The sequence below is a fragment of the Geothermobacter ehrlichii genome (assembly GCF_008124615.1).
GTDB lineage: Bacteria > Desulfobacterota > Desulfuromonadia > Desulfuromonadales > Geothermobacteraceae > Geothermobacter > Geothermobacter ehrlichii.
In genome coordinates, this window is the sequence record NZ_VNIB01000006.1 from 197,736 (window position 1) to 220,951 (window position 23,216).

The 23,216-nt window shown below is 63.8% G+C and carries 16 protein-coding genes; 5 read left to right on the top strand and 11 right to left on the bottom strand.

Annotated features, from left to right (window positions below; translation table 11 throughout):
* Positions 1-15: 15 nt before the first annotated feature.
* From EDC39_RS08505 to EDC39_RS08520, 4 genes are all read right to left on the bottom strand, one after another.
* Positions 16-480: a hypothetical protein gene (locus EDC39_RS08505; RefSeq protein ID WP_148895951.1), complete on the bottom strand. Its 465-nt coding sequence runs from the start codon at positions 478-480 to the stop codon at positions 16-18.
* Between the two features lie 2 nt (positions 481-482).
* Positions 483-1,598: a hypothetical protein gene (locus EDC39_RS08510; protein ID WP_148895952.1), complete on the bottom strand. Its 1,116-nt coding sequence runs from the start codon at positions 1,596-1,598 to the stop codon at positions 483-485.
* A gap of 97 nt (positions 1,599-1,695) precedes the next feature.
* A complete protein-coding gene (gene ldhH, locus EDC39_RS08515) occupies positions 1,696-3,864 on the bottom strand; it encodes an L-lactate dehydrogenase (quinone) large subunit LdhH (RefSeq protein WP_148895953.1) in 2,169 nt (722 codons plus the stop codon).
* Between the two features lie 43 nt (positions 3,865-3,907).
* Positions 3,908-4,507 (bottom strand): LutC/YkgG family protein, encoded by a 600-nt coding sequence (locus EDC39_RS08520; protein WP_148895954.1) that lies wholly within the window; start codon positions 4,505-4,507, stop codon positions 3,908-3,910.
* 361 nt (positions 4,508-4,868) lie between these two features.
* On the opposite strand from EDC39_RS08520, the gene EDC39_RS08525 reads away from it, so the two are divergent.
* From EDC39_RS08525 to EDC39_RS08545, 5 genes are all read left to right on the top strand, one after another.
* Positions 4,869-6,044 (top strand): thiolase family protein, encoded by a 1,176-nt coding sequence (locus tag EDC39_RS08525; RefSeq protein ID WP_148895955.1) that lies wholly within the window; start codon positions 4,869-4,871, stop codon positions 6,042-6,044.
* A 53-nt stretch (positions 6,045-6,097) separates the two neighbouring features.
* Positions 6,098-7,450, top strand: a complete 1,353-nt coding sequence (locus EDC39_RS08530; RefSeq protein ID WP_148895956.1) for a 3-oxoacid CoA-transferase subunit B — start codon at positions 6,098-6,100, stop codon at positions 7,448-7,450.
* 74 nt (positions 7,451-7,524) lie between these two features.
* On the top strand, positions 7,525-8,874 hold the full coding sequence (locus tag EDC39_RS08535) for a sigma-54 interaction domain-containing protein (RefSeq protein WP_148895957.1): 1,350 nt from the start codon (positions 7,525-7,527) through the stop codon (positions 8,872-8,874).
* Positions 8,875-9,008: 134 nt separating this feature from the next.
* The gene (locus EDC39_RS08540; RefSeq protein ID WP_148895958.1) at positions 9,009-10,394 is read left to right on the top strand and encodes an FAD-binding oxidoreductase; all 1,386 of its coding nucleotides are present in this window, start codon (positions 9,009-9,011) and stop codon (positions 10,392-10,394) included.
* Positions 10,395-10,510: 116 nt separating this feature from the next.
* A complete protein-coding gene (locus tag EDC39_RS08545; RefSeq protein ID WP_148895959.1) occupies positions 10,511-11,806 on the top strand; it encodes a (Fe-S)-binding protein in 1,296 nt (431 codons plus the stop codon).
* A 325-nt stretch (positions 11,807-12,131) separates the two neighbouring features.
* Here the strand turns inward: EDC39_RS08545 and EDC39_RS08550 are convergent, their stop codons facing one another.
* The 7 genes from EDC39_RS08550 to EDC39_RS08580 all read right to left on the bottom strand — a co-directional run bounded on the left by EDC39_RS08550 (position 12,132) and on the right by EDC39_RS08580 (position 23,198).
* Positions 12,132-14,900, bottom strand: coding sequence for a multiheme c-type cytochrome (locus tag EDC39_RS08550; protein WP_148895960.1), 2,769 nt, complete (start codon positions 14,898-14,900; stop codon positions 12,132-12,134).
* 41 nt (positions 14,901-14,941) lie between these two features.
* On the bottom strand, positions 14,942-15,763 hold the full coding sequence (locus EDC39_RS08555; RefSeq protein WP_148895961.1) for a cytochrome C: 822 nt from the start codon (positions 15,761-15,763) through the stop codon (positions 14,942-14,944).
* 17 nt (positions 15,764-15,780) lie between these two features.
* Positions 15,781-17,019: a hypothetical protein gene (locus tag EDC39_RS08560; protein WP_148895962.1), complete on the bottom strand. Its 1,239-nt coding sequence runs from the start codon at positions 17,017-17,019 to the stop codon at positions 15,781-15,783.
* A 683-nt stretch (positions 17,020-17,702) separates the two neighbouring features.
* Entirely contained in the window at positions 17,703-18,626 is a 924-nt protein-coding gene (locus tag EDC39_RS08565) for a hydroxymethylglutaryl-CoA lyase (protein ID WP_148895963.1), read from the bottom strand.
* Positions 18,627-18,629: 3 nt separating this feature from the next.
* Positions 18,630-20,618, bottom strand: a complete 1,989-nt coding sequence (locus tag EDC39_RS08570) for an acetyl/propionyl/methylcrotonyl-CoA carboxylase subunit alpha (RefSeq protein ID WP_148895964.1) — start codon at positions 20,616-20,618, stop codon at positions 18,630-18,632.
* Positions 20,619-20,642: 24 nt separating this feature from the next.
* Positions 20,643-21,449 carry an enoyl-CoA hydratase/isomerase family protein gene (locus tag EDC39_RS08575; protein WP_148895965.1) on the bottom strand — a complete coding sequence of 269 codons (807 nt, stop codon included), beginning with the start codon at positions 21,447-21,449 and terminating at the stop codon, positions 20,643-20,645.
* A 141-nt stretch (positions 21,450-21,590) separates the two neighbouring features.
* On the bottom strand, positions 21,591-23,198 hold the full coding sequence (locus tag EDC39_RS08580; protein WP_148895966.1) for a carboxyl transferase domain-containing protein: 1,608 nt from the start codon (positions 23,196-23,198) through the stop codon (positions 21,591-21,593).
* Between the last annotated feature and the right edge of the window lie 18 nt (positions 23,199-23,216).

A 23,216-nucleotide genomic window follows, 5' to 3' on the forward strand; every position in this document is an offset into this window, starting at 1 on the left:
CAAAAAACATTTGTTTCATGAACGGCCACCCAGATCGGGGAAGGCGTCAAGCCAGCCAATGCGAACGACAGCGTAGAGACCGATGAGAATCGCCTCGGCGGCGTCGTGGCGCAAGGATGATGGGCGGCGCGTCCCGGACCAGCCGATCACCTTGCGCGCCAGAATACCGGCCTGTTCCTTGGCCAGGCCGCCGCTGCGCCGCTGGCGGGGCAGCAGCAACCGCTGACGCCAGTCGGCGGCCTGGCAGAGCAGAACCTGCAGCTCACGCTGCTCCGCCTGCCGCAACCAGAGGGCGGCCAGCGAACCGCCTCCCTCGCAGGCCAGCCATTCCAGACCGTCGATGGCGTCGAGCAGGCCGGGAATCGCCCGCCGCAGGCGGGCCGCGTCACCGAAATTGCTCGACCGGTACCAGCGCAGCCGCCCGTCCCGACCGTAGCAGGCCAGACCACAACGCACGCCGATATCGACCGCCAGCAGCATCCTCAGCGCCCCGCCAGCTCCACCCGGGCGAAACCGCCCCCGACCGTCCGCAGGTTGGTCACCTGCCCCCGGTAGAGCCGCGCCGCGACGCCGATCGCCCGGTCGCGATAGGCATAGATCCGGTAGTCGGTGCGAAAGCTCTCGCCATCTCCCTCGGTCATCGAAGGCGGAACCAGCTGCTGCACCAGCGTGGTCGCGGGGGCAAGTTCGGCAAAGCGCTTGCGGCTGGTCGACCGGCCCATCAGCACGCCCTTGCCGCCGAAGCGGGCAACCGGCTTGAAGACCAGCTCTTTCCTCCTCCGCCAAACGTCGTCCGGGTCGCAATCGGCCAGCAGCCGGCTCGCAGGCACCAGGCGCAGCAGCAGTTCCCGCTCTTTGGCCGTGAGCGAGGTTCGCGCCAGGGCCGCGGCATCCGACCAGAAGACCATCCGCCGTTTGTCGGCCAGCAGGCCGTAGACCCGGGGATGCGGCGACAGGCAGACCCGGCGCGCCAGCCAGGCTTCACGGATGCCGGCCATGGCCGGGGTTTCGAGGTAGAAATCGCAGTGCCGGTTGTAGATGAAATCGACCGGCTCGCCGTCGAGCAGCACCCCGCCAGCCCCCGCCTGCAGTTCGGCGGGATCGACAATGGCGCAGTCGATGCCCTCCCGCAGAAAGAGGGCGCGGCAACACTCCATTTCCGGGTAGAGGTGCTGCGCCGGCGGGTCTTCGTCAAGAATCACCAGCCGCCTCGGCCGCGGCGGCTCGCCGCCGCTGAAGGCCCGCCAGTCGCGCCAGAAGGTTTCGAGCAGGCGGCGGGGAAAGGGGCCGGGCGGCGGGCACTTGCCGATCTGTTCGCGGTGGGCGGCAAAGTAGGCGTACATGGCGCCGCCGGCATTGGTGTTGACCTCGATCAGGCGGGGACCGTCGTCGGTGAGGTGAAAATCGTAGCCCATCATCACCGCGTCATGGCCGGGATCGAAACGCGCCGTGGCCGGCAGCTCCGGTTCGATCAGGCGGCGATAGGCGCTGCAGGTCTGCAGCCGGAAAAGAATCCGCAGGCAGCGCAGCATCTGCCGCAACCGGGAGCGGGTCAAAAAAGCCGGATAGGGACTGATGGCGGAGGTGTCGATTGGCATATGGTTGTCCCGGGCAAAAGTAGGTGCGTCCATCTTGCCACAGAACCGAAGCGGGGAAAACCGTCTCGTTGGGTCCGGCGCCTCCGTCCTTTCGCCCTTAGCCGTCGTTTTCCCCCGCCGGGGGAGACTTTTTGAGCGCCTCGTCGAGCAACTCGATGGTATGCCGGGCGCGGACCTTCGAGCCCCGCTTGTCGAGGCCACCGGCGATCTGCAGCAGGCAACCGGGGCAGTCCATGACGACACAGTCGGCGCCTGTCGCCTCGATATCGGCCAGCTTGTCCTCGAGAATGCGCCGGGCGATTTCGGGATGAGCCGAGAAGGAATAGCTGCCACCGAAACCGCAACAGCGGTCGGCGTGCGCCATCTCGACCAGCTGGCGGCCACTTTTTGCCAGCAGCTGGCGCGGCTGCCGCCAGACCCCGGCACCACGCTTCAGGTGGCAGGAGTCGTGGTAGGTCACCTTCTGCTTCACCTCGTCCAGCACCCCGTCGACCGCGAGATGGTCATGAATGAACCCGGCCACGTCGCAGGTTTTCGCCGCCAGTCGTTCGGCGCGCGCCGCCCAGGCCGGGTTGTCCCTGAGCAGATCGACGAAATCGCGCCGCAGCGACATGGTGCAGGTCGGGCAGGTGGTGACGATGAAGTCGACCTCGCGGGCGAGCAGGGCGTCGATGTTCTGCTTTGCCAGCGCCACCGCCGTCTGCCGGTCGCCGGAATAGAGGGCGGGAATGCCGCAGCAGTTCTGCCGTCGCGGGAAAGTGACGCGTACCCCGAGCCGGTTGAGCACCCGGATCAGGGCCTCCCCCATCTCCGGATAGACGAAATCGTTCAGGCAGCCGGCGAAGAAGGCGACAGTGTACTTCGGTTCGGCCACTCGCTGCCGGATGCCGGCGAAGGTGTCACGCAGCGGCTTCTCGGCAATCGCCGGCAGGCTGCGCCATTCGGTCAGGGAATTGAAGAACAGCGGCAGGTGGCGGATGGTCCGCTCGCCACGGGTGACAGGCTTCTGCAGCTTGCTGGCGGTGCGCAGCAGGGTGTGGAAGAGCGCCCGGTTGCGCAGCACCTTGCGAAACACCAGCGACCGGGCGGCGCCGATCCCCTCCTCTTCGCCGAGGGTTTCGCGCAGATGCAGGATGATCGCCTCGAGATCGATTCCTGAGGGGCAGACGCTGACGCAGGCCCGACAGCCGATGCAGGCCTTGACGATTTCGGCAGCCTGGTCGAGGCCGTGATAGAAAGCGGTCAGGATGATGCCGATGGCGCCGATGTAGACATGGCCGAAGACATGGCCGCCGACGCTCTGGTAGACGGGGCAGACATTGGCGCAGGCGCCGCACTTGATGCAGCGCAGGGCGTCCCGGTACCGGTCCGATTCGGCCAGAGCGCTGCGGCCGTTGTCGAGCAGAACGATGTGCAGCTCCTTCTCCCCGTCGCCGCAGGGCACCGCGCCGCGAATCCAGGTGACGTACGAGGTCAGCGACTGGCCGGTGGCGTTGCGCGGCAGCACCTGCAGCACACGGGCGGCGTCCTCGAGGCTCGGCACCAGTTTTTCGATGCCGACCAGAGCGACATGAATCCGCGGCAGGGTGGTGACCAGCCGGGCGTTCCCCTCGTTGGTCACCAGGGCGATGGCCCCGGTTTCGGCCACGGCCATGTTGGCGCCGGAGATGCCCATGTCGGCCTCCAGGTATCCCTGCCGCAGCTGCTCGCGGGCGACCTGCACCAAGTGGGCGATTTCGGCCGGCTCGGTCCGTCCAGTCTGCCTGCTGAACAGCTCGGCGACCTCCTCCTTGACCATGTGGATCGCCGGCAGCACCATGTGGCTCGGCCGCTGGCCGGCGAGCTGGATGATCCATTCGCCGAGGTCGGTTTCCAGCGCCCGGATGCCGGCCTTTTCGATGGCGGCGTTGAGATGGATCTCCTCGCTGGCCATGCTCTTGCTCTTGACCACCAGCCTGACACCCCGCTCGCGCGCCAGATCGACGATGTAGCGGTTGGCGTCCTCGGCCGTCCGGGCCAGAAAAACCCTGGCCCCGGCGCTTTCCGCGTTGGCGACGAACTGCTCGAGCAGTCGCTCCCGCTCCGCCAGCACCCGATCCTTCATCCGGGCGATCCCGTCGCGCAGCGCCTCGAAATCGAGTCCGGCGAAGGCCTTCTGCCGCGCCTGCAGGTAGGCGTCGCCGAAACGGTGCAGGGTGTCCTGCAGCTTCGGCGTCGCCAGCGCCCGCTCGATGCGTTTCTTGTACTCTTTTGTGCGTGCTTTCATCATTTCACCTTGTGCCTCGAGCCTCCTGCCGGCGCGCAGCGCCTCACATCTCCAGCGGATCGTCCGAGATCCCTTCCACCAACAGGATGAACAGCGCCTTCGGCCCGTGCACGCCGATGGTCAGCACCCGCTCGATATCGGCGGTGCGGGAGGGTCCGGTCACGTAGGCCAGGTAGTGCCGCGGCAGCTTTTCGCAGAAGCGGCGCAACACTCCGGTCGCCGCCGCCATATCGGGCAGGATCTTGCGCGGATCGAGAATGACGGCGTGCCGCTCCGGCAGCATGCTGGCCAGGCGGATCGGCTCCGGCGTGCTTTCCAGCACCAGGGTTCCGGTATCGGCGATGGCGAAGTTGGCGCCGGTGATGCCAAGGTCGACCTCGGCGGCGCGGCGGCGAAAATCGCTGTCGACGAGGTCGATTCCCTGCCGCCGCAGTCCCGCTGTCAGTTGCAGCTTTTCGCCGCCGGCAAAGGCTGGCAGCAGCACCGGCCCCTGGGCCAGGCCGGCCAGCAGGCCGGGCAGTTCTTCACGCCCGACCTCTCGCCGCACCTCGGCCCCGGCCTGAGCCGCCGCCTCGCAGAAACGATCGATCAGCCGTTTTTCGTCCATCTCCACCTCGCTGGTCAGACCAATTAGTGGTTTCATGCTAGCGGGACCCTTTCGGGTCGTCAAGAGGATTTTCTAACGCTGTTTTCCGTCCGGCGAATCGGCCGGACACCAGGTATTTGATTCATGATTGAATCTGTGTCTCATTTCTGGTTCAATATTGTAAAACCCTTTTTTGACGTCAAGGTAACCACACGCTCGGGATATCTGCGATTCGTTTTTGCATCAAACAAAGAGGTCGTCGAAACGCCCGCTTTCTCAACCCCCTGTTTTTCAAGGAGATTTTCAACTGGAACAGGGTTTGCTCCTGTTACGTCCCCGGATTCCCGATCGAGGTGCCCCGGAGCGCAGCAAAAGCACTCCCGAAAGCAACTTCACTCATCACAATGGAGGTCTGACCATGCAGGACGTTTACGTTATCGACGCGCGACGCACTCCCTTCGGTTCTTTCGGCGGCAGCCTGGCCGGCGTACCGGCTCCCCAGCTGGCAGCGACGGTGCTGGCCGACCTGCTGCAGCGTACCGGACTTCCCGCCGATCAGGTCGAGGAAGTGATCCTCGGCCAGGTCCTGCAGGGGGGCAACGGCCAGGCACCTGCGCGGCAGGCGATGCGCGCCGCCGGCATTCCCGACTCGGCCCACGCCATGACCATCAACAAGGTCTGCGGAAGCGGCCTCAAGGCCATCATGCTGGGGGCCGACGCCATCCGCCTGGGCCAGGCCGACGTCGCCCTGGCCGGCGGCATGGAGAGCATGTCCCTGGCCCCCTTCGTCCTGCCGACCGCCCGCTTCGGCCAGCGCATGGGACACGCCACCGCTCTCGACCTGATGCTGCACGACGGCCTGCTCGATCCCTACAGCGGCAAGCACATGGGCGAAATCACCGAGAAGTGGATCGTCGACAACCAGATCACCCGTGAACAGCAGGACCGCTTCGCCGCACGATCCTACCAGCTGGCACAAAAAGCGGTCAACGAGGGACGCTTCAAGGCCGAGATCGCTCCGGTCACCATCAAGGGCCGCAAGGGGGAGACGGTGGTCGACACCGACGAGGAACCCTTCCGCGGCAAGGTCGACAAACTGCCCGGCCTGCGTCCGGTCTTCGCCAAGGACGGCAGCATCACCGCCGGCAACGCCTCGACCATCAACGACGGCGCCGCCGCCCTGCTGCTCGCCTCGGAAGAGGCGGTCAAGCGCCACGGCCTGAAACCCATGGCCCGGCTGGTCGCCCAGGCGACCCACAGCATGCATCCGGAACTGTTCGGCAGTGCACCGGTCGGCGCCATCAAGCGCTGTGCCGAACTGGCGGGCATCGGGATCGACCAGATCGACCTGTTCGAAATCAACGAGGCCTTCGCCGCCGTCACCCTGGTGGCGATCAAGGACCTCGAACTCGACGAGGACAAGGTCAACGTCAACGGTGGCGCCTGTGCCGTCGGCCATCCCATCGGCGCCAGCGGTGCCCGCCTGGCGGCCACGGTCATCCACGAACTGCACGTCCGGCAGGCGCGTTTTGGTCTGGCCACCCTCTGCATCGGCGGTGGCGAGGCCGTCGCCTGCATCTTCGAGCGCTGCTGAGACGAAACCCGAGTCAACAGGCAACCATTCGCGAACCAGGGAGAATCCGACCGATGAAAACCGTCTACACCGATGCGGCCGCCGCTCTCGAGGGGCTGCTGCACGACGGCATGACCATCGCCGCCGGCGGCTTCGGCCTCTGCGGCATTCCCGAGAATCTCATCGCCGCCCTGCGCGACAGCGGGGTCAAACAGCTGACCGTCATCAGCAACAATGCCGGAGTCGACGATTTCGGCCTCGGCCTGCTGCTGCAGACCCGGCAGATCAAAAAGATGATCTCCTCCTACGTCGGCGAGAACGCCATTTTCGAGAAACAGTTTCTCGACGGTGAGCTGGAGCTCGAACTGACCCCGCAGGGAACACTGGCGGAAAAGCTGCGCGCCGGCGGTGCCGGCATTCCCGCCTTCTTCACCCGCACCGGCTACGGCACCAGCCTGACCGAAGGCAAGCCGGTGCAGAGCTTCGGCGGCAGGGAATACGTGCTGGAAGAATCCCTGACCGCCGATCTGGCCATCGTCAAGGCCTGGAAGGCCGACAAGGCGGGGAACCTGATCTTCCGCAAGACCGCGCAGAACTTCAACGCCGCCTGCGCCAAGGCGGGCCGGGTGACGGTGGCCGAGGTCGAGGAAGTGGTCGAAATCGGCGAACTCGATCCCGACCAGATCCACCTGCCCGGCATCTACGTCGATCGCATCCTGCTCGGCGCCTCGTTCGAAAAGCCGATCGAACAGCGCACCGTCCGCTCTGCCGAAAGTGCCGTCTCCGGCCTCAAGCCGCAGCGCGAGTGGATGGCCAAACGGGTGGCCCGGGAGCTGACCGACGGCGCCTATGTCAACCTCGGCATCGGCATGCCGACCCTGGTCGCAAACTTCATCCCCGACGGGGTGAACATCGTCCTGCAGTCGGAAAACGGCCTGCTCGGCATCGGCCCCTTCCCCAGCGAGGACCAGGTCGATCCCGACCTGATCAACGCCGGCAAGCAGACCATCACCACCATCCCCGGCGCCGCCTTCTTCGATTCGTCCGAATCGTTCGCCATGATCCGCGGCGGCAAGATCGACCTGTCGGTGCTCGGCGGAATGCAGGTGAGCCGCTTCGGCGACCTGGCCAACTGGATGATTCCCGGCAAGATGGTCAAGGGCCCCGGCGGCGCCATGGACCTGGTTTCGGGCGTCAAGAAGGTGGTGGTGATGATGGAACACTGCGCCAAGGACGGCAGCCCGAAAATTCTCGACGAGTGCACCCTGCCGATCACCGGCAAGAACGTGGTCGACCTGCTGGTGACCGACAAGGGGGTTTTCGAGGTCGACGCCGAAAAGGGCCTGACCCTGATCGAAATCTCGCCCTTCAGTTCACTGGAGGAACTGAAGGAATGCACCGGATGTGAGTTTGCAGTGAAACTTTAAACTGAAGCATTCAGGAGTCGGGAGCCAGGAGTCAGCAGACTCCCCCGGCTCCCGACTCCTGACTCCCGACGACCATGACCGACCGCTCCGACAGCCTGCCGCCGCTCGACCGGGAACTGCTCGAGTTGACCTTCGACCACGTCGCCAACGGCATCTACCTGGTGGACGGCCGGGGCGTCACCATCCGGGTCAACCGGGCCTTCGAGGAGATGAGCGGCTTTTCCAACGCCGAGCTGGTCGGTCGCAACCTGTACGACATGGTGGGGCCGGGAAAGGAGTTTTCCGGCAGTGCCTCGCTGCTGGCGCTGGAAAAGAGGCGCCCGGTGACAGCGACCTATTCGACCAGTACCAACCGCAAGCTGCTGGTCAAGGGCGTTCCCGTCTTCGACGACGCCGGCCGGATCCGCTACGTCATCAACACCATCTGGGATCTGACCGTCGTCTCCTACACCCGCCGGGTCGACGCCGACACCGCCCGCGCCAGCCTGCAGGACGAGAACGATCTGGTCACCTGCAGCCCGGCCATGCGACAGGTGCTCGACGTCGCCCTGCGCGTGGCGCCGAGCGATTCGACCCTGCTGCTGTCCGGCGAATCGGGAGTCGGCAAGAGCCTGCTGGCGCGCCTGATCCACCGCGCCAGCGAGCGGCGCGACAAGCCCTTCGTCCACCTCAACTGCGGCGCCATTCCCGAAACCCTGATCGAATCCGAACTCTTCGGCTACGAGCCCGGCTCCTTCACCGGCGCCGACCGCCGCGGCCGGCCGGGCCTGATCGCCGAGGCCGAGGGCGGCACGCTCTTTCTCGACGAAATTTCCGAACTGCCCCTGCACACTCAGTCGAAACTGCTCGGCGTGCTGCAGGAACGCACCTACTTCCGCATCGGCGGCCGCAGTCCACAAAAGGCCGACATCCGGATCATCGCCGCCAGCAACCGGCCCCTTGACCGGCTGGTGCGGGAGGGGCGCTTTCGCGAGGACCTCTTCTACCGCATCAACGTCGTCCCCCTCACCCTGCCGCCGCTGCGCCAGCGCCGGGAGGACATCCCGCTGCTGGCCCAGGCCTTCATCGACCGCTTCAACCGCAAGTACGGCACCTACCGGCAATTCTCCCCCGAGCTGATGGCCCGCCTCGAAGAGCAGGACTGGCCGGGCAACATCCGCGAGCTGGAAAACCTGGTCGAACGCCTCATCGTCACCAGCCAGGAGAACGTCGTCACCCCGGAGCAGGCCGGACTTCCCCAGAAAAGGGACATCCGTCGCGGCAACCTGAAAGAGCAGCTGGCGGCCGTGGAAGCGGACATCCTCACCGAAGCCTGGCGGCAGCACCGCACCACGCGCAAGATCGCCCGTGCCCTCGGCGTCAGCCAGGCCACCATCGCCCGCAAACTGCAGCGCTACGGCATCGGCCTGCCGCCGACAGAGTAAAGCGCCTGCCGACGAAACTCCGGCATGCGACGCCGCTTTTTCCTTGACCGTCCCGCCGCTAAACGTCTAGCTTTTTCTGGCCTGACCTTTTGTCAAACAGGCCATCCCGTCCCCAATCCGGCAGGAGGTCCGTCATGATTTCCCAGACCGCCGTCACCGCCCTGAGCGAAAAACTGGGCAGGAAGAATGTCCTGAGCGAAAAGGAAGACCTGCTGACTCTCGGCTACGACGCCACCCCCGGACTTTCGGCCCTCCCCGATATCGCCGTCTACCCGACCCGGCTCGAGGAGCTTCTGTTCGCCCTGCAGGTGGCCCGCGACGAGGGCCTGGCCGTCGTCCCCCGCGGCAGCGGCACCGGCCTCTCCGGCGGCAGCGTGCCGCACAAAGGCGGCATGGTGCTCTGTCTCGGCCGCATGAACCGGATTCTGGAAATCGACGAGGCCAACCTGACCGCCACCGTCGAACCGGGCGTGATCACCCTCGACCTGTTCGACGCGGTGATGGCCAAGGGGCTCTTCTACCCGCCCGACCCCGGCTCGCAGAAGGTTTCCACCCTCGGCGGCAACGTGATGGAGAATGCCGGCGGGCTGCGCGGCCTGAAATACGGCGTTACCCGCGACTATGTCATGGCCCTGCAGTGCGTGCTGCCTGACGGCAGCGTGATCGACACCGGCGGCAAGAACGTCAAGGATGTCGCCGGCTACGCTTTTAAGGACCTGCTGGTCGGCTCCGAAGGCACTCTCGGCGTCATCAGCCAAATCACCGTCCGCCTGATTCCGCCGCCGCGCAGCAAGAAGACCCTGCTCGCCTACTTCGACACCATGCCGAAAGCCGGCGAGGCGGTGACGCGGATCATCGCCGCCCGCATCATCCCCTCGACCCTCGAAATCATGGACCGCACCACCATGATCTGCGTCGAGGAACATGCCGGCATCGGCCTGCCGCTCGAGATGGCCGCCCTGCTGCTGATCGAGGTCGACGGCCATCCGGCGGCGGTCGAGGAAGAGGCGACGGCAGTCCGCACGGTGCTGCAGCAGGCCGGCGCCGCGGAGATCAAGCTGGCCGCCGATGCCGACGAAGCGGCCTCGCTGGCCGCCGCCCGGCGCACCGCCCTGTCGGCGCTGGCGCGCAAGTCGCCGACCACCATCCTCGAGGACGCTACCGTCCCCCGCTCGAAGCTGGCCGACACCTTCGCCGAAATCGAGCGGCTGGCCGAAAAATACCGCCTTGTGGTCGGCACCTTCGGTCATGCCGGCGACGGCAACCTGCATCCGACCGTGCTCTGCGACGAACGCGACCGCGGGGAGATGGAGCGGACCCACGCTTTCTACGAGGAGCTCTACGAGAAGGTTCTCGCCTGGGGCGGTACCGTCTCCGGCGAGCATGGCATCGGCCTCGCCAAGAAGGCGTTCCTCGCCCGGCAGATCGGCCCGGCCGGCATCGCCGTGATGCGGCGGATCAAGAACAGCTTCGATCCGCGGGGGATGCTCAATCCGGGGAAGATTATTATGGAGGAGTAGGCGTTCAACCTCGCGCAGAGACGCAGAGTCGCAAAGAAAAGTCTGAAAACCGCGATAAAACCATCTCTGCGGCTTTGCATCTCTGCGCGAGTCAAAAAGAACAGGCCAACATCACCATGAACAATAAAAAGAGCAACTTCCCCGCCGATGACGCCCCGAGCTACGAGTCGGTGCTGCAGTGCATGCGCTGCGGCTTCTGCCTGCCGACCTGCCCGACCTTCGCCCTCACCGGCCGGGAGCGCTCCAGCCCGCGCGGCCGGGTGGCCCTGGCGCGGGCGGTTCACGAGGGCCGGCTCGACTTCACCGAGGCGCTGAAGGACGAAAGCTTCTTCTGCCTCGACTGCCGCGCCTGCGCCACCGCCTGCCCTTCCGGGGTGAAGGCCGGCGAGGTGATGGAGATCTGCCGCGGCCAGGCGCGTTCCGCTTTTCCCGGCGGTCACCTGTCGGCGACGCTGCGCCGCTTCGTCCTCGAGCGGATGCTGCCCGACCCGGCGAGGCTGGAAGGCTCGATGCTGCCGGCCCGCCTCTACCAGCGCCTCGGCATCCAGTGGCTGGTGCGGCATTCGCATCTTCTCAAGCTCGGCCCCGACTGGCTGGAAAAGGCGGAAGGGATGCTGCCGAAACTCGAAATGCCCCTGCGCCCCCGGCTGCCGGAACTGACCCCGGCGCGAGGCCGGAAACGCGGCAGGGTGGCCTTCTTTCTCGGCTGCGTCATGTCGCTGCTGTACCCCGAGGTCTCCCGGCAGACGGTGCGGGTGCTCGCCCACCAGGGCTTCGACGTGATCACCCCCAGGGCGACCCGATGCTGCGGCGCGCCGCACCTGGCCGAGGGCGACCGGCAGACCGCCCGCCGGCTGGCCCGGCACAATCTCGAGCTCTTTCTGGCCGAAGAGGTCGACGCCATCGTCACCGACTGCGCCGGCTGCGGCGCCATCCTGAAAGAATACGACGAGCTGCTCGCAGAGACCGTTCCCGCCGGCCGGCGGGAGACGTTCCGGGCCAGGGTTCGCGACATCAGCGAGTTTCTCGCCGAAGCCGGACTGCGCACCGACGGCCTCGGCGAGGTCCGCGCCAGTGTCACCTACCACGAGCCCTGCCACCTCTGCCACGCCCAGGGGATTTCAAAACAGCCGCGCGAGCTGCTCCGGGCGATTCCCGGCGTCGAGCTGCGCGAAATGAACGAATCGAGCTGGTGCTGCGGCTCCGCCGCCACCTGGGGGCTGAAGTTCACCGACGCCAGCCGGCAGATCCTCAAGCGCAAGCTGGACAACGTCCGGGCCACCGGCGCCGACTACCTGGTCACCGCCAACCCTGGCTGCCAGCTGCAGCTCGCCTGGGGCGTCAAACAGGCCGGCCTGCCGCAGCAGGTGCGGCACCTGATGGAGCTGCTGGGCCGGGCGACGCCGGAGTGAGCTCACTCTGCCGTTCGGGCAAAGTCCGAAAAAGCCGGCTGCCAGCAATGATGAATGATGCACTTCATACAAGCTTCGGCGAGAGCCGGAGCGATCGCCTGCAACCAATCCCTGTCCACCACGAGCCAGACGGCACACAGAATCGAGCAGCAGTCCCTTGATGACAACGCGTTGCGATAATCCTTGAACCGATTGGAGCGGCGGACAAGAAAGCTGGTTTGTCAAAGCCCCCGGAGGTGACCCCGGGTGCGCCCTGCCGGGCGCACGCAAAAAAATACGGGGCCCAATCCTGGGCCCCGTCGAAGAATCATCCGTATAATTTTGTTTACGGTCTGATCACCGCGTTGTCGTCGGCCGTATTGCCACCATCCTCCTGATACCACTCTGCAGCTACGGGATAGGCGCTGAGATCGATCGTGCCATCCAGCACGCCATTGTCCAGGAAATCGATGGAGTCAAAGATCAGCCGCTGGGCGTAGAGGTGATTGTGGGCAAAGGCCCCGGGTTCGCGGTTGAGCAGGTTCAGATTGAACGCCGCCCCCAGGGTGTCCGCATCCGGCCAGCTGGCATAGGCATTGGCAAAGGTCTGGCTGGCCGGGTCACTGGTGTTGTAGAAGTAGGGGTAGGCGGCCGCGTTGTAGTAGATTCCTTTTTTCTCCAGTTCGGCGGTCAGGGCCGCAATGGCCGCGGCATACCCGTCAGCCTGGGCGGCAAACGTCGCCTGCGTCCAGGCTTCCTCGTCCACACCGTTGTGGCAGGCCGTACAGACAGCAGCCGGGGTGTCATCGATGGGATCCCCGTTGGCATCGATGGCAAAAGGTGTGAAGCGATGATTGGCGCCAGCCCCGGTGTCGTACATATGACAGCCGGCGCAGGGACCACCGGTGCCGGTGTTCGGAGCGGTAATGCCGATTTCATCGTGCTCAAAGCCGACATTTGCGTAATCGGCGCCGGCATATTCATAGCCGATGGTCTTGTAAAGGATTCCGGCCGCCGCCAGGTAATGGGAGTTGGCGCTGCCAAAGTTTTGCTGGCTCAGAGTCGTGAAATTGTCCTTGATGTACTGGCCGTTGCTGCGTCCGGCGTGACAGGCGACGCAGACATTCGAATTGCCCAGATCCGGGAAAACGACCGAAGACCCCGTTGCATCCTTGTAATCAGCGACGATGGCTCCCGGCGTGTGGACATTCGTATCGTTGCCGTCATGGCAACCATAGCAATAGAGCACCTGATTCTTGCCTAGACCGAGGAAGAACTCATTCTCGGCCGGATCATAATTTGCCGGATCACTCAGATAATTCATGGCACCGGTGGCCGTGTGGCAACGCTGACAGGCCTGGCGGCTGCCGGGGGTTGTGGTCACGTCCCCCTCGTCCCAGTCGTAGTGCTTCCAGGCATCGGAGGTTTCATCGCCGTGCCCTGATTTGGCCCAGGCCAGAATCTGATCGGTGCCTGGAACCGGATTGGAACCCGTCGCGATCGTATCGGCGTTATGGCAGTTGCTGCACGAATTGGGCAGCCCGGGGTACTGGACGCTCTGGCTCGGCCAGACGATACGCAGGCTGTGGCCGGCGATATCGCCGCTGATCACATTGCCGGCGCTATCGGTAACATTGATCGCGGACTTGGCCGTCTTGGGCATGTGACAATCGGTGCAGTTGGCATCGCTATGGCCCATGACCGCCATTTCGTTCGCATGGTCGATCACCGCATTCGTCACCGCGGTCGGGTCATTCCGCACCTGGGCGACCGTCAGCGCGGCAAAATCGCCAAATCCCGCATGGCAGGTCAGACAGAGTTTGCTGCTGTCGTTGGGATTTGTCTGGTTGCTGGTGTCAATCGGCACCGTGATGCCGTCCTCGACCAGCTCGGTGACAACCATGGATTTGTTGCTCGCATCATGCATGTCATGGCAGACGAAACACTCATGGTCGTAGGATTTGTCGGCGGCATGCGGACCGTAATCAAAATCCTGTTGCTGCTGGTGATGGCTCTTGGAGGCGACAAAGTCCGCAGTCCCCGGCGCTCCGCCCCAGTATTTGCTGGCGTCATCGGTGACATCGTAGTAGTCCTTCCAGTCCAGCCCCGGCAGATACATCAGGGCCTCGCCATTGGCGCCGGCGCGGCTGGGATAGGCCAGGGTCGTGCCTCCGGCAGTGTATTTGCCTGAACCGCGGCTGTGGCACTGGTAACAGACGTAGTTACGCACGTACAGATTGTCGATCTGATCCACAACGCCGTCGCCATTCAGATCCTGGTCGGTGGTCATGGTCGCGGGATTGACAATGTTGTCCTTGGTCGGGCTGGTGGCATGCCGGCCGCCGGGACCATGACAGGCTTCACAGGCAACCGTGCTGTCGACAAAGCTCATGGTCCATTCGTCACCGTCCAGAGCGACCGTCAGACCGGTCACATGGCAGCCGGCGCAACGGCTTTCGTAGGAGTCATTCTTGTCCGGCGGTGTCACGACATAGCCACCCGCGCCATCGTCGGCATACCACTTGGACTCATCATAGGTGACATACTCGCCGGTCTGGGCATTGTACTGGATCGGCAGAATGTAATGGCTCTTGCCGATCTGGACGATGTAGCGCTGCTTCCACTGCGCTTCGTCATTGAGAATCAGACCATCGCTGTTCGTGTCCCCGTCCGTGGCATTGATGTTGGGAGAACCGCCAAGGGTATAGCGGATGTAGTACTTGGTGCCATCGATTTCGACATAGGGCCCACCCTGATCGCTACCGAGAATCGGGGCCTTGGCGCCGAATTTGGCAAAATTGGCCGTGGTGGACAGGTCCAGCGGAACCGCATCGAAGAAATCGGCACGGCCGCTGTTGTCAACATCATTGATGTAATTGACCTCGAGGGATCCATCTCGCAGTTTTTTGGTATGCGCCGTTGCCAGCCATCCATCATGTTTGGTGGCATGGCAGCCGCCACAGCGGTCGGAACCGACATAGGCGGTTGCCCGCACGATGGCTTCATCGCTTGTGGCCGTGGTCGCGCTGCCGCTGGAATCCCGGTTGCTGCCACAGCCCCACAGGGGAGCAACCAGTAATGTCGCCACGAACAATACAATCAGTTTTCTTGACATGTGATCCTCCTGATTTCTTTAGGTTGGAGCACCCCTATTTATCAATGGCACCGGCGGCAGGTCTTGCCGTCGCTGGCGCGTTCAAGCCGTCCCTTGATATCGCCCCAGTCAGCAGGATGGGGGTTGATGCCAAGACCTGTCTTGGCGCTATGACATTTCAGACAGATATCTCCTTCCGGATGGCAGGCCTGACAGGTCGCCAGATTCTTGCGGGCCTCGCGGGCGTGACTGCCACTCCAGTCGTGCGAAAGCAGTATCGAGTTGGGATGGCATCCCTGGCACTGACTCTCGTCGAAAAATCGGTGCGCGGGACCCGACGGGCTGGTCTGCAGATCACTCCAGGCTCGACGGTGAGAAGCAAAGGCCAGATCGGCACGATTGAAGGTATCATGGCAATCGGAACAGAACCTGGCTTCGTGGCAGCTGTTGCACAACTGCGGGTCGGTCCGCGCCGCGATCGGATGGCTGACCTGAAAATCGCCTCGATGCACATTGGCCAGGTTGTTGCCGAATTCCCCTTGCTCATCGGAGCGCCCATCGATGTGGCATTCGAGACAGAAGTTCTGTTCATGGCACCGGGAACAGTCGATTGCCCCCCCCTTGGCCTGGGCCCGGTGCTGAAACGCCCAGAGGGGGCCGTGACTGGTCAGACTCGGATAGTCGACACTTTCGGCGAAATCTTCATCATGGCATTGCAGGCAGACTTCTTTGTCGGGAACGATGCTCTGCGCCTCCTCGACGTGGCAGGTGGCACAGGGCTTGTCTTCTACATAACCGTCGTGCTCGGCATGGTTGAAGGTGATGGCCAGTACCGGGGGCGCGATAGCCAGAATCGTGCAGAGTATCAACAAGGTGCGAACCATAGACGTGCTCCTTCTATTCAAAAGAGATAATTCAGGCGCAAACGGCCCCGATAGTATTTGTCCCACAAATCGCTCTTAACGGCTTCGAACTTGCCCTGGAGATTGATGCTTTTTGTCAGGTACGCCGTCGCATCGACCCAGTAGCGCTGACTGGTCGTGTCATCCTCGTCATTGAACTGCTCACCGAGAAATCCGATTTGCCGTTCGAGAACATCGATCGTCGCGCCGACACCGGCTTCGAATTTCTGATGGAACAGATAGGCGACACGGGCCTTGATCCCCTTGAGATCCTGACCGTCATCATCCTTGCGATAAGTCCCGATCAGGTATCCGGAAAATTTTTCGGTACGTCGCATTTCGACGCCGGCTTCGAAGACGTTCGCGTCGTCAACACTCTCGTAGAATTCACGGGTATAGCGAACAAAGGCATTCAGGCCGCGGCGAATCAGGTAATCGAACTCAAACAGGGCTTCCTGATATTCGTCGACGGCGAAAACCGAGTAAATTGAAGTCGAAGAAAATACCGGCAGAGAATAGAGATATTCGGTCCGCAGAGACCATTTCGGATTGCGATAGTACTTGGCTCCGAGAATAAAATAGGTTACTTCGTCGGTCAGGTAGCTGTACTGGATCTCGTTGTAGAAACGAATCAGACTGGGAAGATTGTAATCGAGATCGATCCCGAACAACTCATAACCAAGTTGTTCGTCCTCCCATTTTTGCAGATAGGAAAATTCGGCGTAAAGGTTGTTCACCAGGCGATCGGACGAAATCTCGCCGCCAACAATCAAGTCGCCTGCACTGTAGTTGTCGTCGAATTTGACATCCCCGCCACCAAAAAAAGCGAGATCAACCGGACCGAGATGGTTGTATTTGAGATAGAGGCCATCCATCACCGAAGCTCCCGCACTGGTGGAGATAAACTGCCGGCCGAGTTTCAGGTCGAGATTCTTCTTCCCCAGCCCCCGTTTCTCCAGATAGGCGTAATAGAGTTCGGAATCGGTCTCATACTCGTTGGAAAGATCATCCGCCAAACGGCCATACCCCCTGAAGGTCCAACCGCTGCCGGCAATGTCGGTGGCATTGAGCAGCAGGTATTGGTAGACCGGCGTGGCCGTATCCTCGTCGGCATTGTCAAACCATTCAAATTCGGTACTTGCGCGTCCTTTGATCCGGGTCGCTGCCACAGCCTGGCAAGCCGCGCCGACCAGCAGCAGAGCCACCAACAAGGCCACGATCTTTGAACAATTTTTCATAGCACCTCCTTGCCAGAAATTGTGCGAACGGCAGCGCAGGCGGCATCTCTGCAACCGTCAGCACACGACGACCGTCATGACCGCTCACCGGCGGAACCTTGCTACTTTGTTGCTGTTGGGATGAGCTGGGAGCCCCCGGATTCCATCAGCACCAATCTCGCAGCCCGTGGCAGGGGGCCGGAAGATCGACAACCACTTTTCTGACACATGTGCAACAACCAAGGGGCGACATATGAGTCTTTATCACAAAAATGATGCCTTGCAAGTCATGCCGGCAGAAAAAATCCGGCGGCAGACGGAGACGACGATCTCCGGCCACAAAATTCCATTGACGGCTTCCGTCTTGGGGAATTCATATGATAAATCCTCTCTCGTCATCATGGATGGTATGTCCTCGAAGCCAAAAAGCGGGAATACGCCCAATCGAAAAGCGGGCGCCAAGCGGCTACCAACTGAGTTCCGGTTGGTCGACAAAAACACGAAGCCCCGCCACACGGCGGGGCTTTTCCGCTTGGGACCGCCCGCAGGCAACGGGGCATGCCTCCTTGTGAGCACGATGAAAAGGCGGTCGCCCGTCCCTCGTTCTTCGCATTTTCCCTGGACAGGAAGCGTTGCCCTCCCAGGGCAAGCAACCTCACTTCCCCTGCTGCTCAACCTTCCGCCATCTCGCACTCTTCAGAAGATCAGTGACGGGTTGTTGCCGGGTCGCCGGAGCTTTCCAGCGCTTTGGCGACCCGGGAGCCGGAAGGACGCCCCAGCGCGGCGCAGATGTAGCGACCGGCCTCGACCAGGGCGTTGAGATCGACGCCGGTTTCGATGCCAAGGCCCTTGAGCATGTAGAGCAGATCTTCGCTGGCGACATTGCCCGAAGCACCCGGCGCGTAGTTGCAGCCGCCGAGCCCGGCGACGGAACTGTCAACCACCGACACTCCCATCTGCAGCGCCGCCAGGATATTGGCCAGCGCCTGCCCGTAGGTGTCATGAAAATGCACCGCCAGCCGCTCGATCTGGACCTTGCCCGCCACCGCCTCGATCATGGTCTGGGCCTTGCCGGGAGTGCCGACGCCGATAGTGTCGCCGAGGGAGATCTCGTAACACCCGAGCTCCATCATGCGGCCGGCGACCCAGGCGACGTTGGCCGGATCGACGTCCCCCTCATAGGGACAGCCGAGGGTGCAGGAAACATAGCCGCGCACCCGCAGGCCATGCTTACGGGCCTCTTCGCAGACCTCGCCGAAGCGGTCGAGACTTTCGGCGATGGAGCAGTTGATGTTCTTGCGCGAAAAGGTCTCGGAGGCGGCACCGAAAACCGCCACTTCCTCGACACCAACCTCGATGGCCCGCTTCAGGCCGCGCAGGTTGGGCACCAGTACCGGATAGCAGACGCCCGGCTGCCGGCGGATGCCGCGCATCACTTCGGCGGTGTCGGCCATCTGCGGCATCCACTTGGGGGAAACGAAACTTCCACCTTCGATCGCCGCCAGCCCGGTGCGGGAGAGCCGGTCGATCAGACCGATCTTGATCTCGGCCGGTACCACCTGCGCTTCGTTCTGCAGCCCGTCCCGCGGACCGACTTCGACCATCTTGACACGCTTGGGCAACTGCATGGCCTACCCCCCTTCCTCGACGTCGAAAACCAGCAGGGGGACCCCCTCGCTGACCTGGGCGCCGACCTGATAATTCAGCCGGGACACCACGCCGTCCGCCGGCGCCGTGATGGTATGCTCCATCTTCATCGCCTCGAGAACCATCAGCGGTGCTCCCCGCTCGACCCGGGCCCCTTCCTCGACCAGTACGCTGACGATCTTTCCGGGCATCGGAGCGCTCAGGTCACCACCGGCCGTCGCGTCCAGCGCATCGAGCCGCGGGTCATGCAGGTCGAAGCGTACGGTACGCCCCCTCTCGATCACGGTGACACCCGTGGTATCACGCACCACCCGGGCCCGGTAGCGGCAGCCGTCGATCACCGCGCACAGCAGTCCGCTCTCGTCGAGCTCGGCGGACGCCTCCAGGCTGCTCCCGTCGAATTCGAGCAGAAAACCCCGGTCGCGGTAGTGGGCGACCACCTCGATATCCCGCCCCTGCCAGCCAAGGAGCAGAGGGTGGTAGTTGTCACTGTTCAGCCGCCAGCCGGTTGTGCTGTTCCAGGGCGACCAGGGGTCGGCGGCGTCCACCGGCGACCGTCTTTCCAGCAGCAGGAAGAGGGCGGCCAGCGCCGGCATGACCGGCGACAGTTGTGCCTCGGATTCGGTCAGCTCGACGCGGTGGCTGTCGACGAACCAGGTATCGACCGCGCCCCGGTTGAAGAGGGGATGATCGGCGACCCGGGCCAGAAAACCGGCGTTGGTGGTCACGCCGACAATCTCCAGCTGCTCGAGGGCGCGCCGCAACCGCCGCAGGGCCGATGGCCGGTCGACGTCGTGGACGATCAGCTTGGCGATCATCGGATCGTAGTGCATGCTGACCTCATCCCCTGCCCGCACGCCGGTGTCGACCCGCAGACGGGCGTCCTCGGCCGGAAAAAGCAGATGCTCGAGCCGGCCGATGCTGGGAAGGAAATCGCGGGACGGGTCTTCGGCATAGATGCGCACCTCGATGGCGTGACCGTCGACCGCCAGGTCCTCCTGTCGCAGGGGCAGCGGCTCGCCGGCGGCGACGGCAAGCTGCCAGGCGACCAGGTCCTGGCCGGTGATCATTTCGGTCACCGGGTGCTCCACCTGCAGCCGGGTGTTCATCTCCATGAAGTAGAAGGCTCCATCGATGTCGAGCAGAAACTCGACCGTTCCGGCGCCGACATAGCCGATGGCGCGGGCGGCCCGCACCGCCGCCTCGCCCATCGCCTGGCGGGTCTTCTCGTCGAGGCCCGGCGCCGGGGCCTCCTCGATGATCTTCTGGTGCCGGCGCTGAACCGAACAGTCGCGCTCGAACAGGTGCAGCACGTTTCCGTGGCTGTCGGCGAAGACCTGGATCTCGACATGGCGCGGCCGCTCCAGGTAGCGTTCGAGAAGCAGGCGATCATCCCCGAAGGCGGCAGCCGCCTCGCGCCGCGCCGCCAACAGAGCCGGCTCCAGCTCGTCGGCGCTCCGCACGACCCGCATCCCCTTGCCGCCTCCGCCGGCGGTCGCCTTGACCAGCAGGGGAAAGCCGATGCTGCCGGCGGCTCCGCTCAGGGTGGGGATATCCTGACCTTCACCGTGGTATCCCGGCACCAGGGGCACGCCCGCTTCGGCCATGATCGCCTTGGCGGCTCCCTTGTCACCCATCGCCCGGATCGCCTCGACCGGCGGGCCGACAAAGACCAGCCCGGCCTTTTGGCAGGCTTCGGCAAAAGCGGCGTTTTCGGCCAGAAATCCATAGCCGGGATGCACCGCCTCGGCACCGCTGCGCCGCGCCACATCGAGCAGCCGCTCGATGACCAGATAGCTCTCGGCCGCCGGGGCGGGGCCGATATGCCAGGCCTCGTCGGCCAGGGAAACGTGCAGCGCATCACGATCGGCATCGGAATAGACGGCGATCGTCCGCAACCCGAGCTTCCTGGCGGTGCGGATGATCCGGCAGGCGATTTCACCACGGTTGGCGATCAGTACGGAATCGAACATAAGATTGTGACCTCAAGTCAGGATTCAGGAGTCAGAAGCGTCGCCTCGGCACCAGCTCGGCCGGCGTTTTTCCAGAAAGGCGGCCAGCCCTTCCCGCCCTTCGTCGCCGGCCCGCGTTGCGGCGATGCGCGCGGCGGTTTCGGCGATCAGCGCCTCGTCGATCGGCCGGTCGGCCACGTCGCGCACCAGCTTCTTGGCCGCGGCCATCGCCTGCGGACCGTTTTTCAGCAGCTGCCGCACCAGGTGGTCGGCCTCGCTCTGCAAACGAAAGGCAGGGACAATCCTGTGAACCAGCCCGAGCCGGCAGGCCTCGTCGGCATCGAACAGTTCGGCGCTGACAAAGTAGCGCCGGGCGGCGCGGGAGCCGATGGCCCTGACGACATAGGGGGAGATGACGGCCGGAATCAGTCCCAGCTTCACTTCCGAAAGGCAGAACCGGGCCTCCGGTGTCGCCAGCACCATGTCGCAGGCCGCCACCAGTCCAACGCCGCCGCCGTAGGCCGCGCCCTGCACCAGGGCGATGGTCGGTTTCGGCAGCGTATCGAGGGTGGTCATCAGTTCGGCCAGGGCCATGGCATCGGCGACATTCTCCTCGTAGGTATAATCCGCCATGCGCCGCATCCAGGCCAGGTCGGCCCCGGCGGAAAAGCTCTTGCCGGCGGCGGCCAGGCAGACCACCCGGACAGCGGGGTCGATCGCCAGCCGCCGCAACGCCGTCGTCATCTCGGCGATCAGGGCGTCGTCAAAGGCGTTGTGCAGCTTCGGACGGTTGAGGGTGAGAGTGGCGCGCCCCTCCCCGTCGATGGTTGTCAGCAGATGGTCATTGGCCATGGTTCCCCACTTTCTGAAAAGCTCCCCAACGGAAGTGTCGCCGGGAGAAACTTTCCCGGGAGGGGGAGATTGCCTTCTCCCGGACAACTCTCAGGCCTCCGTCTCTCTGCGCCTCTCCGTTGAAACGTCGCTTTTCGTTTTCTACATCCGGAACACCCCGAAGGTCGTCTTTCTGACCGGCGCGTTGAAGGCGGCGGAAATCCCCAGCCCCAGCACCATACGGGTATCGGCCGGATCAATGATGCCGTCATCCCAGAGACGGGCGCTGGCGTAGTAGGGATGTCCCTGGGTTTCGTAGCGCTCGCGGATCGGGCGCTTGAACTCCTCCTCTTCTTCGACGCTCCAGCTTTCGCCGCGCGCCTCCAGTCCGTCCCGCTTGACCTGGGCGAGCACCGCCGCCGCCTGTTCGCCGCCCATCACCGAAATCCGGGCGTTGGGCCACATCCAGAGGAAGCGGGGCGAATAGGCCCGGCCACACATGCCGTAATTGCCGGCGCCGTAGGAGCCACCGATGATGACGGTGAACTTGGGAACATCGGCGCAGGCGACGGCGGTTACCATCTTGGCGCCGTCCTTGGCGATGCCACCCTGCTCGTACTTGCTGCCGACCATGAAGCCGGTGATGTTCTGCAGAAAGATCAGGGGGATGCCGCGCTGGGCGCAGAGCTCGATGAAATGCGCTCCCTTCATCGCCGACTCGGAAAAAAGGATGCCGTTGTTGGCGACGATGCCGACCGGATAGCCGAAAATATGGGCGAAGCCACAGACCAGGGTTTCGCCGTAGAGCTTCTTGAACTCGTTGAACTCGCTGCCATCGACGATGCGGGCGATCACCTCGCGCACATCGTAGGGCTTGCGGTTGTCGGCGGGAATCACCCCGTAGAGTTCCTCCGCCGGGTAAAGAGGATCGCGCGGCTCACGCAAGGCAAGCGGGATCTGTTTGCGACGGTTGAGATTGGCGACCACGCTGCGCGCCAGGGCCAGCGCATGGGCGTCGTCGGCCGCGTAGTGGTCGGTCACCCCCGAGGTGCGACAGTGAACGTCGGCACCGCCGAGCTCCTCGGCGCTGACCACCTCGCCGGTCGCCGCCTTGACCAGCGGCGGCCCGCCGAGAAAGATGGTCCCCTGCCGTCGGACGATGATGCTCTCGTCGGCCATCGCCGGGACATAGGCGCCGCCGGCGGTGCAGGAGCCCATGACCACGGCGATCTGAGGAATCCCCTTGGCCGACATCCGCGCCTGGTTGTAGAAGATGCGGCCGAAATGGTCGCGGTCGGGAAAGACCTCGTCCTGCAGCGGCAGAAAGGCGCCGCCGGAATCGACCAGGTAGATACAGGGCAGATTGTTCTGTTCGGCGATCTCCTGGGCCCGCACGTGTTTCTTGACGGTCAGCGGCAGATAGCTCCCGCCCTTGACCGTGGCGTCGTTGGCGACAATGAGGCATTCCTGCCCTTCGATCCGGCCGATGCCGGTGATCACCCCGGCCGCCGGAGCGTCGCCGCCGTACAGGCCGTAGGCCGCGAACTGCGACAGTTCGAGAAAGGGCGAACCGACATCGAGCAGCCGGCGGATCCGGTCGCGCGGCAGCAGCTTGCCGCGGGCGAGATGCTTTTCCCGGGCCCGCTCACCACCTCCCAGCTTGATCTGCGCCACCTTGGCGCGCAAATCCTCGACCAGGACCCGCATCGCCTCGGCGTTGCGATGAAACTCCTCCGATCCCGAATGGAGTGAACTTTTCAGAATGCTCATGATTTGTCCGTTCCCGAC

What these genes read in the sequence shown, in the direction of transcription:
- EDC39_RS08555 (WP_148895961.1), bottom strand. Translation starts at nt 15,763, where the DNA reads ATGGTTCGCACCTTGTTGATACTCTGCACGATTCTGGCTATCGCGCCC.
- EDC39_RS08550 (WP_148895960.1), bottom strand. Translation starts at nt 14,900, where the DNA reads ATGTCAAGAAAACTGATTGTATTGTTCGTGGCGACATTACTGGTTGCT.
- EDC39_RS08580 (WP_148895966.1), bottom strand. Translation starts at nt 23,198, where the DNA reads ATGAGCATTCTGAAAAGTTCACTCCATTCGGGATCGGAGGAGTTTCAT.
- EDC39_RS08575 (WP_148895965.1), bottom strand. Translation starts at nt 21,449, where the DNA reads ATGGCCAATGACCATCTGCTGACAACCATCGACGGGGAGGGGCGCGCC.
- EDC39_RS08545 (WP_148895959.1), top strand. Translation starts at nt 10,511, where the DNA reads ATGAACAATAAAAAGAGCAACTTCCCCGCCGATGACGCCCCGAGCTAC.
- EDC39_RS08535 (WP_148895957.1), top strand. Translation starts at nt 7,525, where the DNA reads ATGACCGACCGCTCCGACAGCCTGCCGCCGCTCGACCGGGAACTGCTC.
- EDC39_RS08540 (WP_148895958.1), top strand. Translation starts at nt 9,009, where the DNA reads ATGATTTCCCAGACCGCCGTCACCGCCCTGAGCGAAAAACTGGGCAGG.
- EDC39_RS08565 (WP_148895963.1), bottom strand. Translation starts at nt 18,626, where the DNA reads ATGCAGTTGCCCAAGCGTGTCAAGATGGTCGAAGTCGGTCCGCGGGAC.
- EDC39_RS08525 (WP_148895955.1), top strand. Translation starts at nt 4,869, where the DNA reads ATGCAGGACGTTTACGTTATCGACGCGCGACGCACTCCCTTCGGTTCT.
- EDC39_RS08530 (WP_148895956.1), top strand. Translation starts at nt 6,098, where the DNA reads ATGAAAACCGTCTACACCGATGCGGCCGCCGCTCTCGAGGGGCTGCTG.
- EDC39_RS08560 (WP_148895962.1), bottom strand. Translation starts at nt 17,019, where the DNA reads ATGAAAAATTGTTCAAAGATCGTGGCCTTGTTGGTGGCTCTGCTGCTG.
- EDC39_RS08570 (WP_148895964.1), bottom strand. Translation starts at nt 20,618, where the DNA reads ATGTTCGATTCCGTACTGATCGCCAACCGTGGTGAAATCGCCTGCCGG.
- ldhH (WP_148895953.1), bottom strand. Translation starts at nt 3,864, where the DNA reads ATGAAAGCACGCACAAAAGAGTACAAGAAACGCATCGAGCGGGCGCTG.
- EDC39_RS08510 (WP_148895952.1), bottom strand. Translation starts at nt 1,598, where the DNA reads ATGCCAATCGACACCTCCGCCATCAGTCCCTATCCGGCTTTTTTGACC.
- EDC39_RS08505 (WP_148895951.1), bottom strand. Translation starts at nt 480, where the DNA reads ATGCTGCTGGCGGTCGATATCGGCGTGCGTTGTGGTCTGGCCTGCTAC.
- EDC39_RS08520 (WP_148895954.1), bottom strand. Translation starts at nt 4,507, where the DNA reads ATGAAACCACTAATTGGTCTGACCAGCGAGGTGGAGATGGACGAAAAA.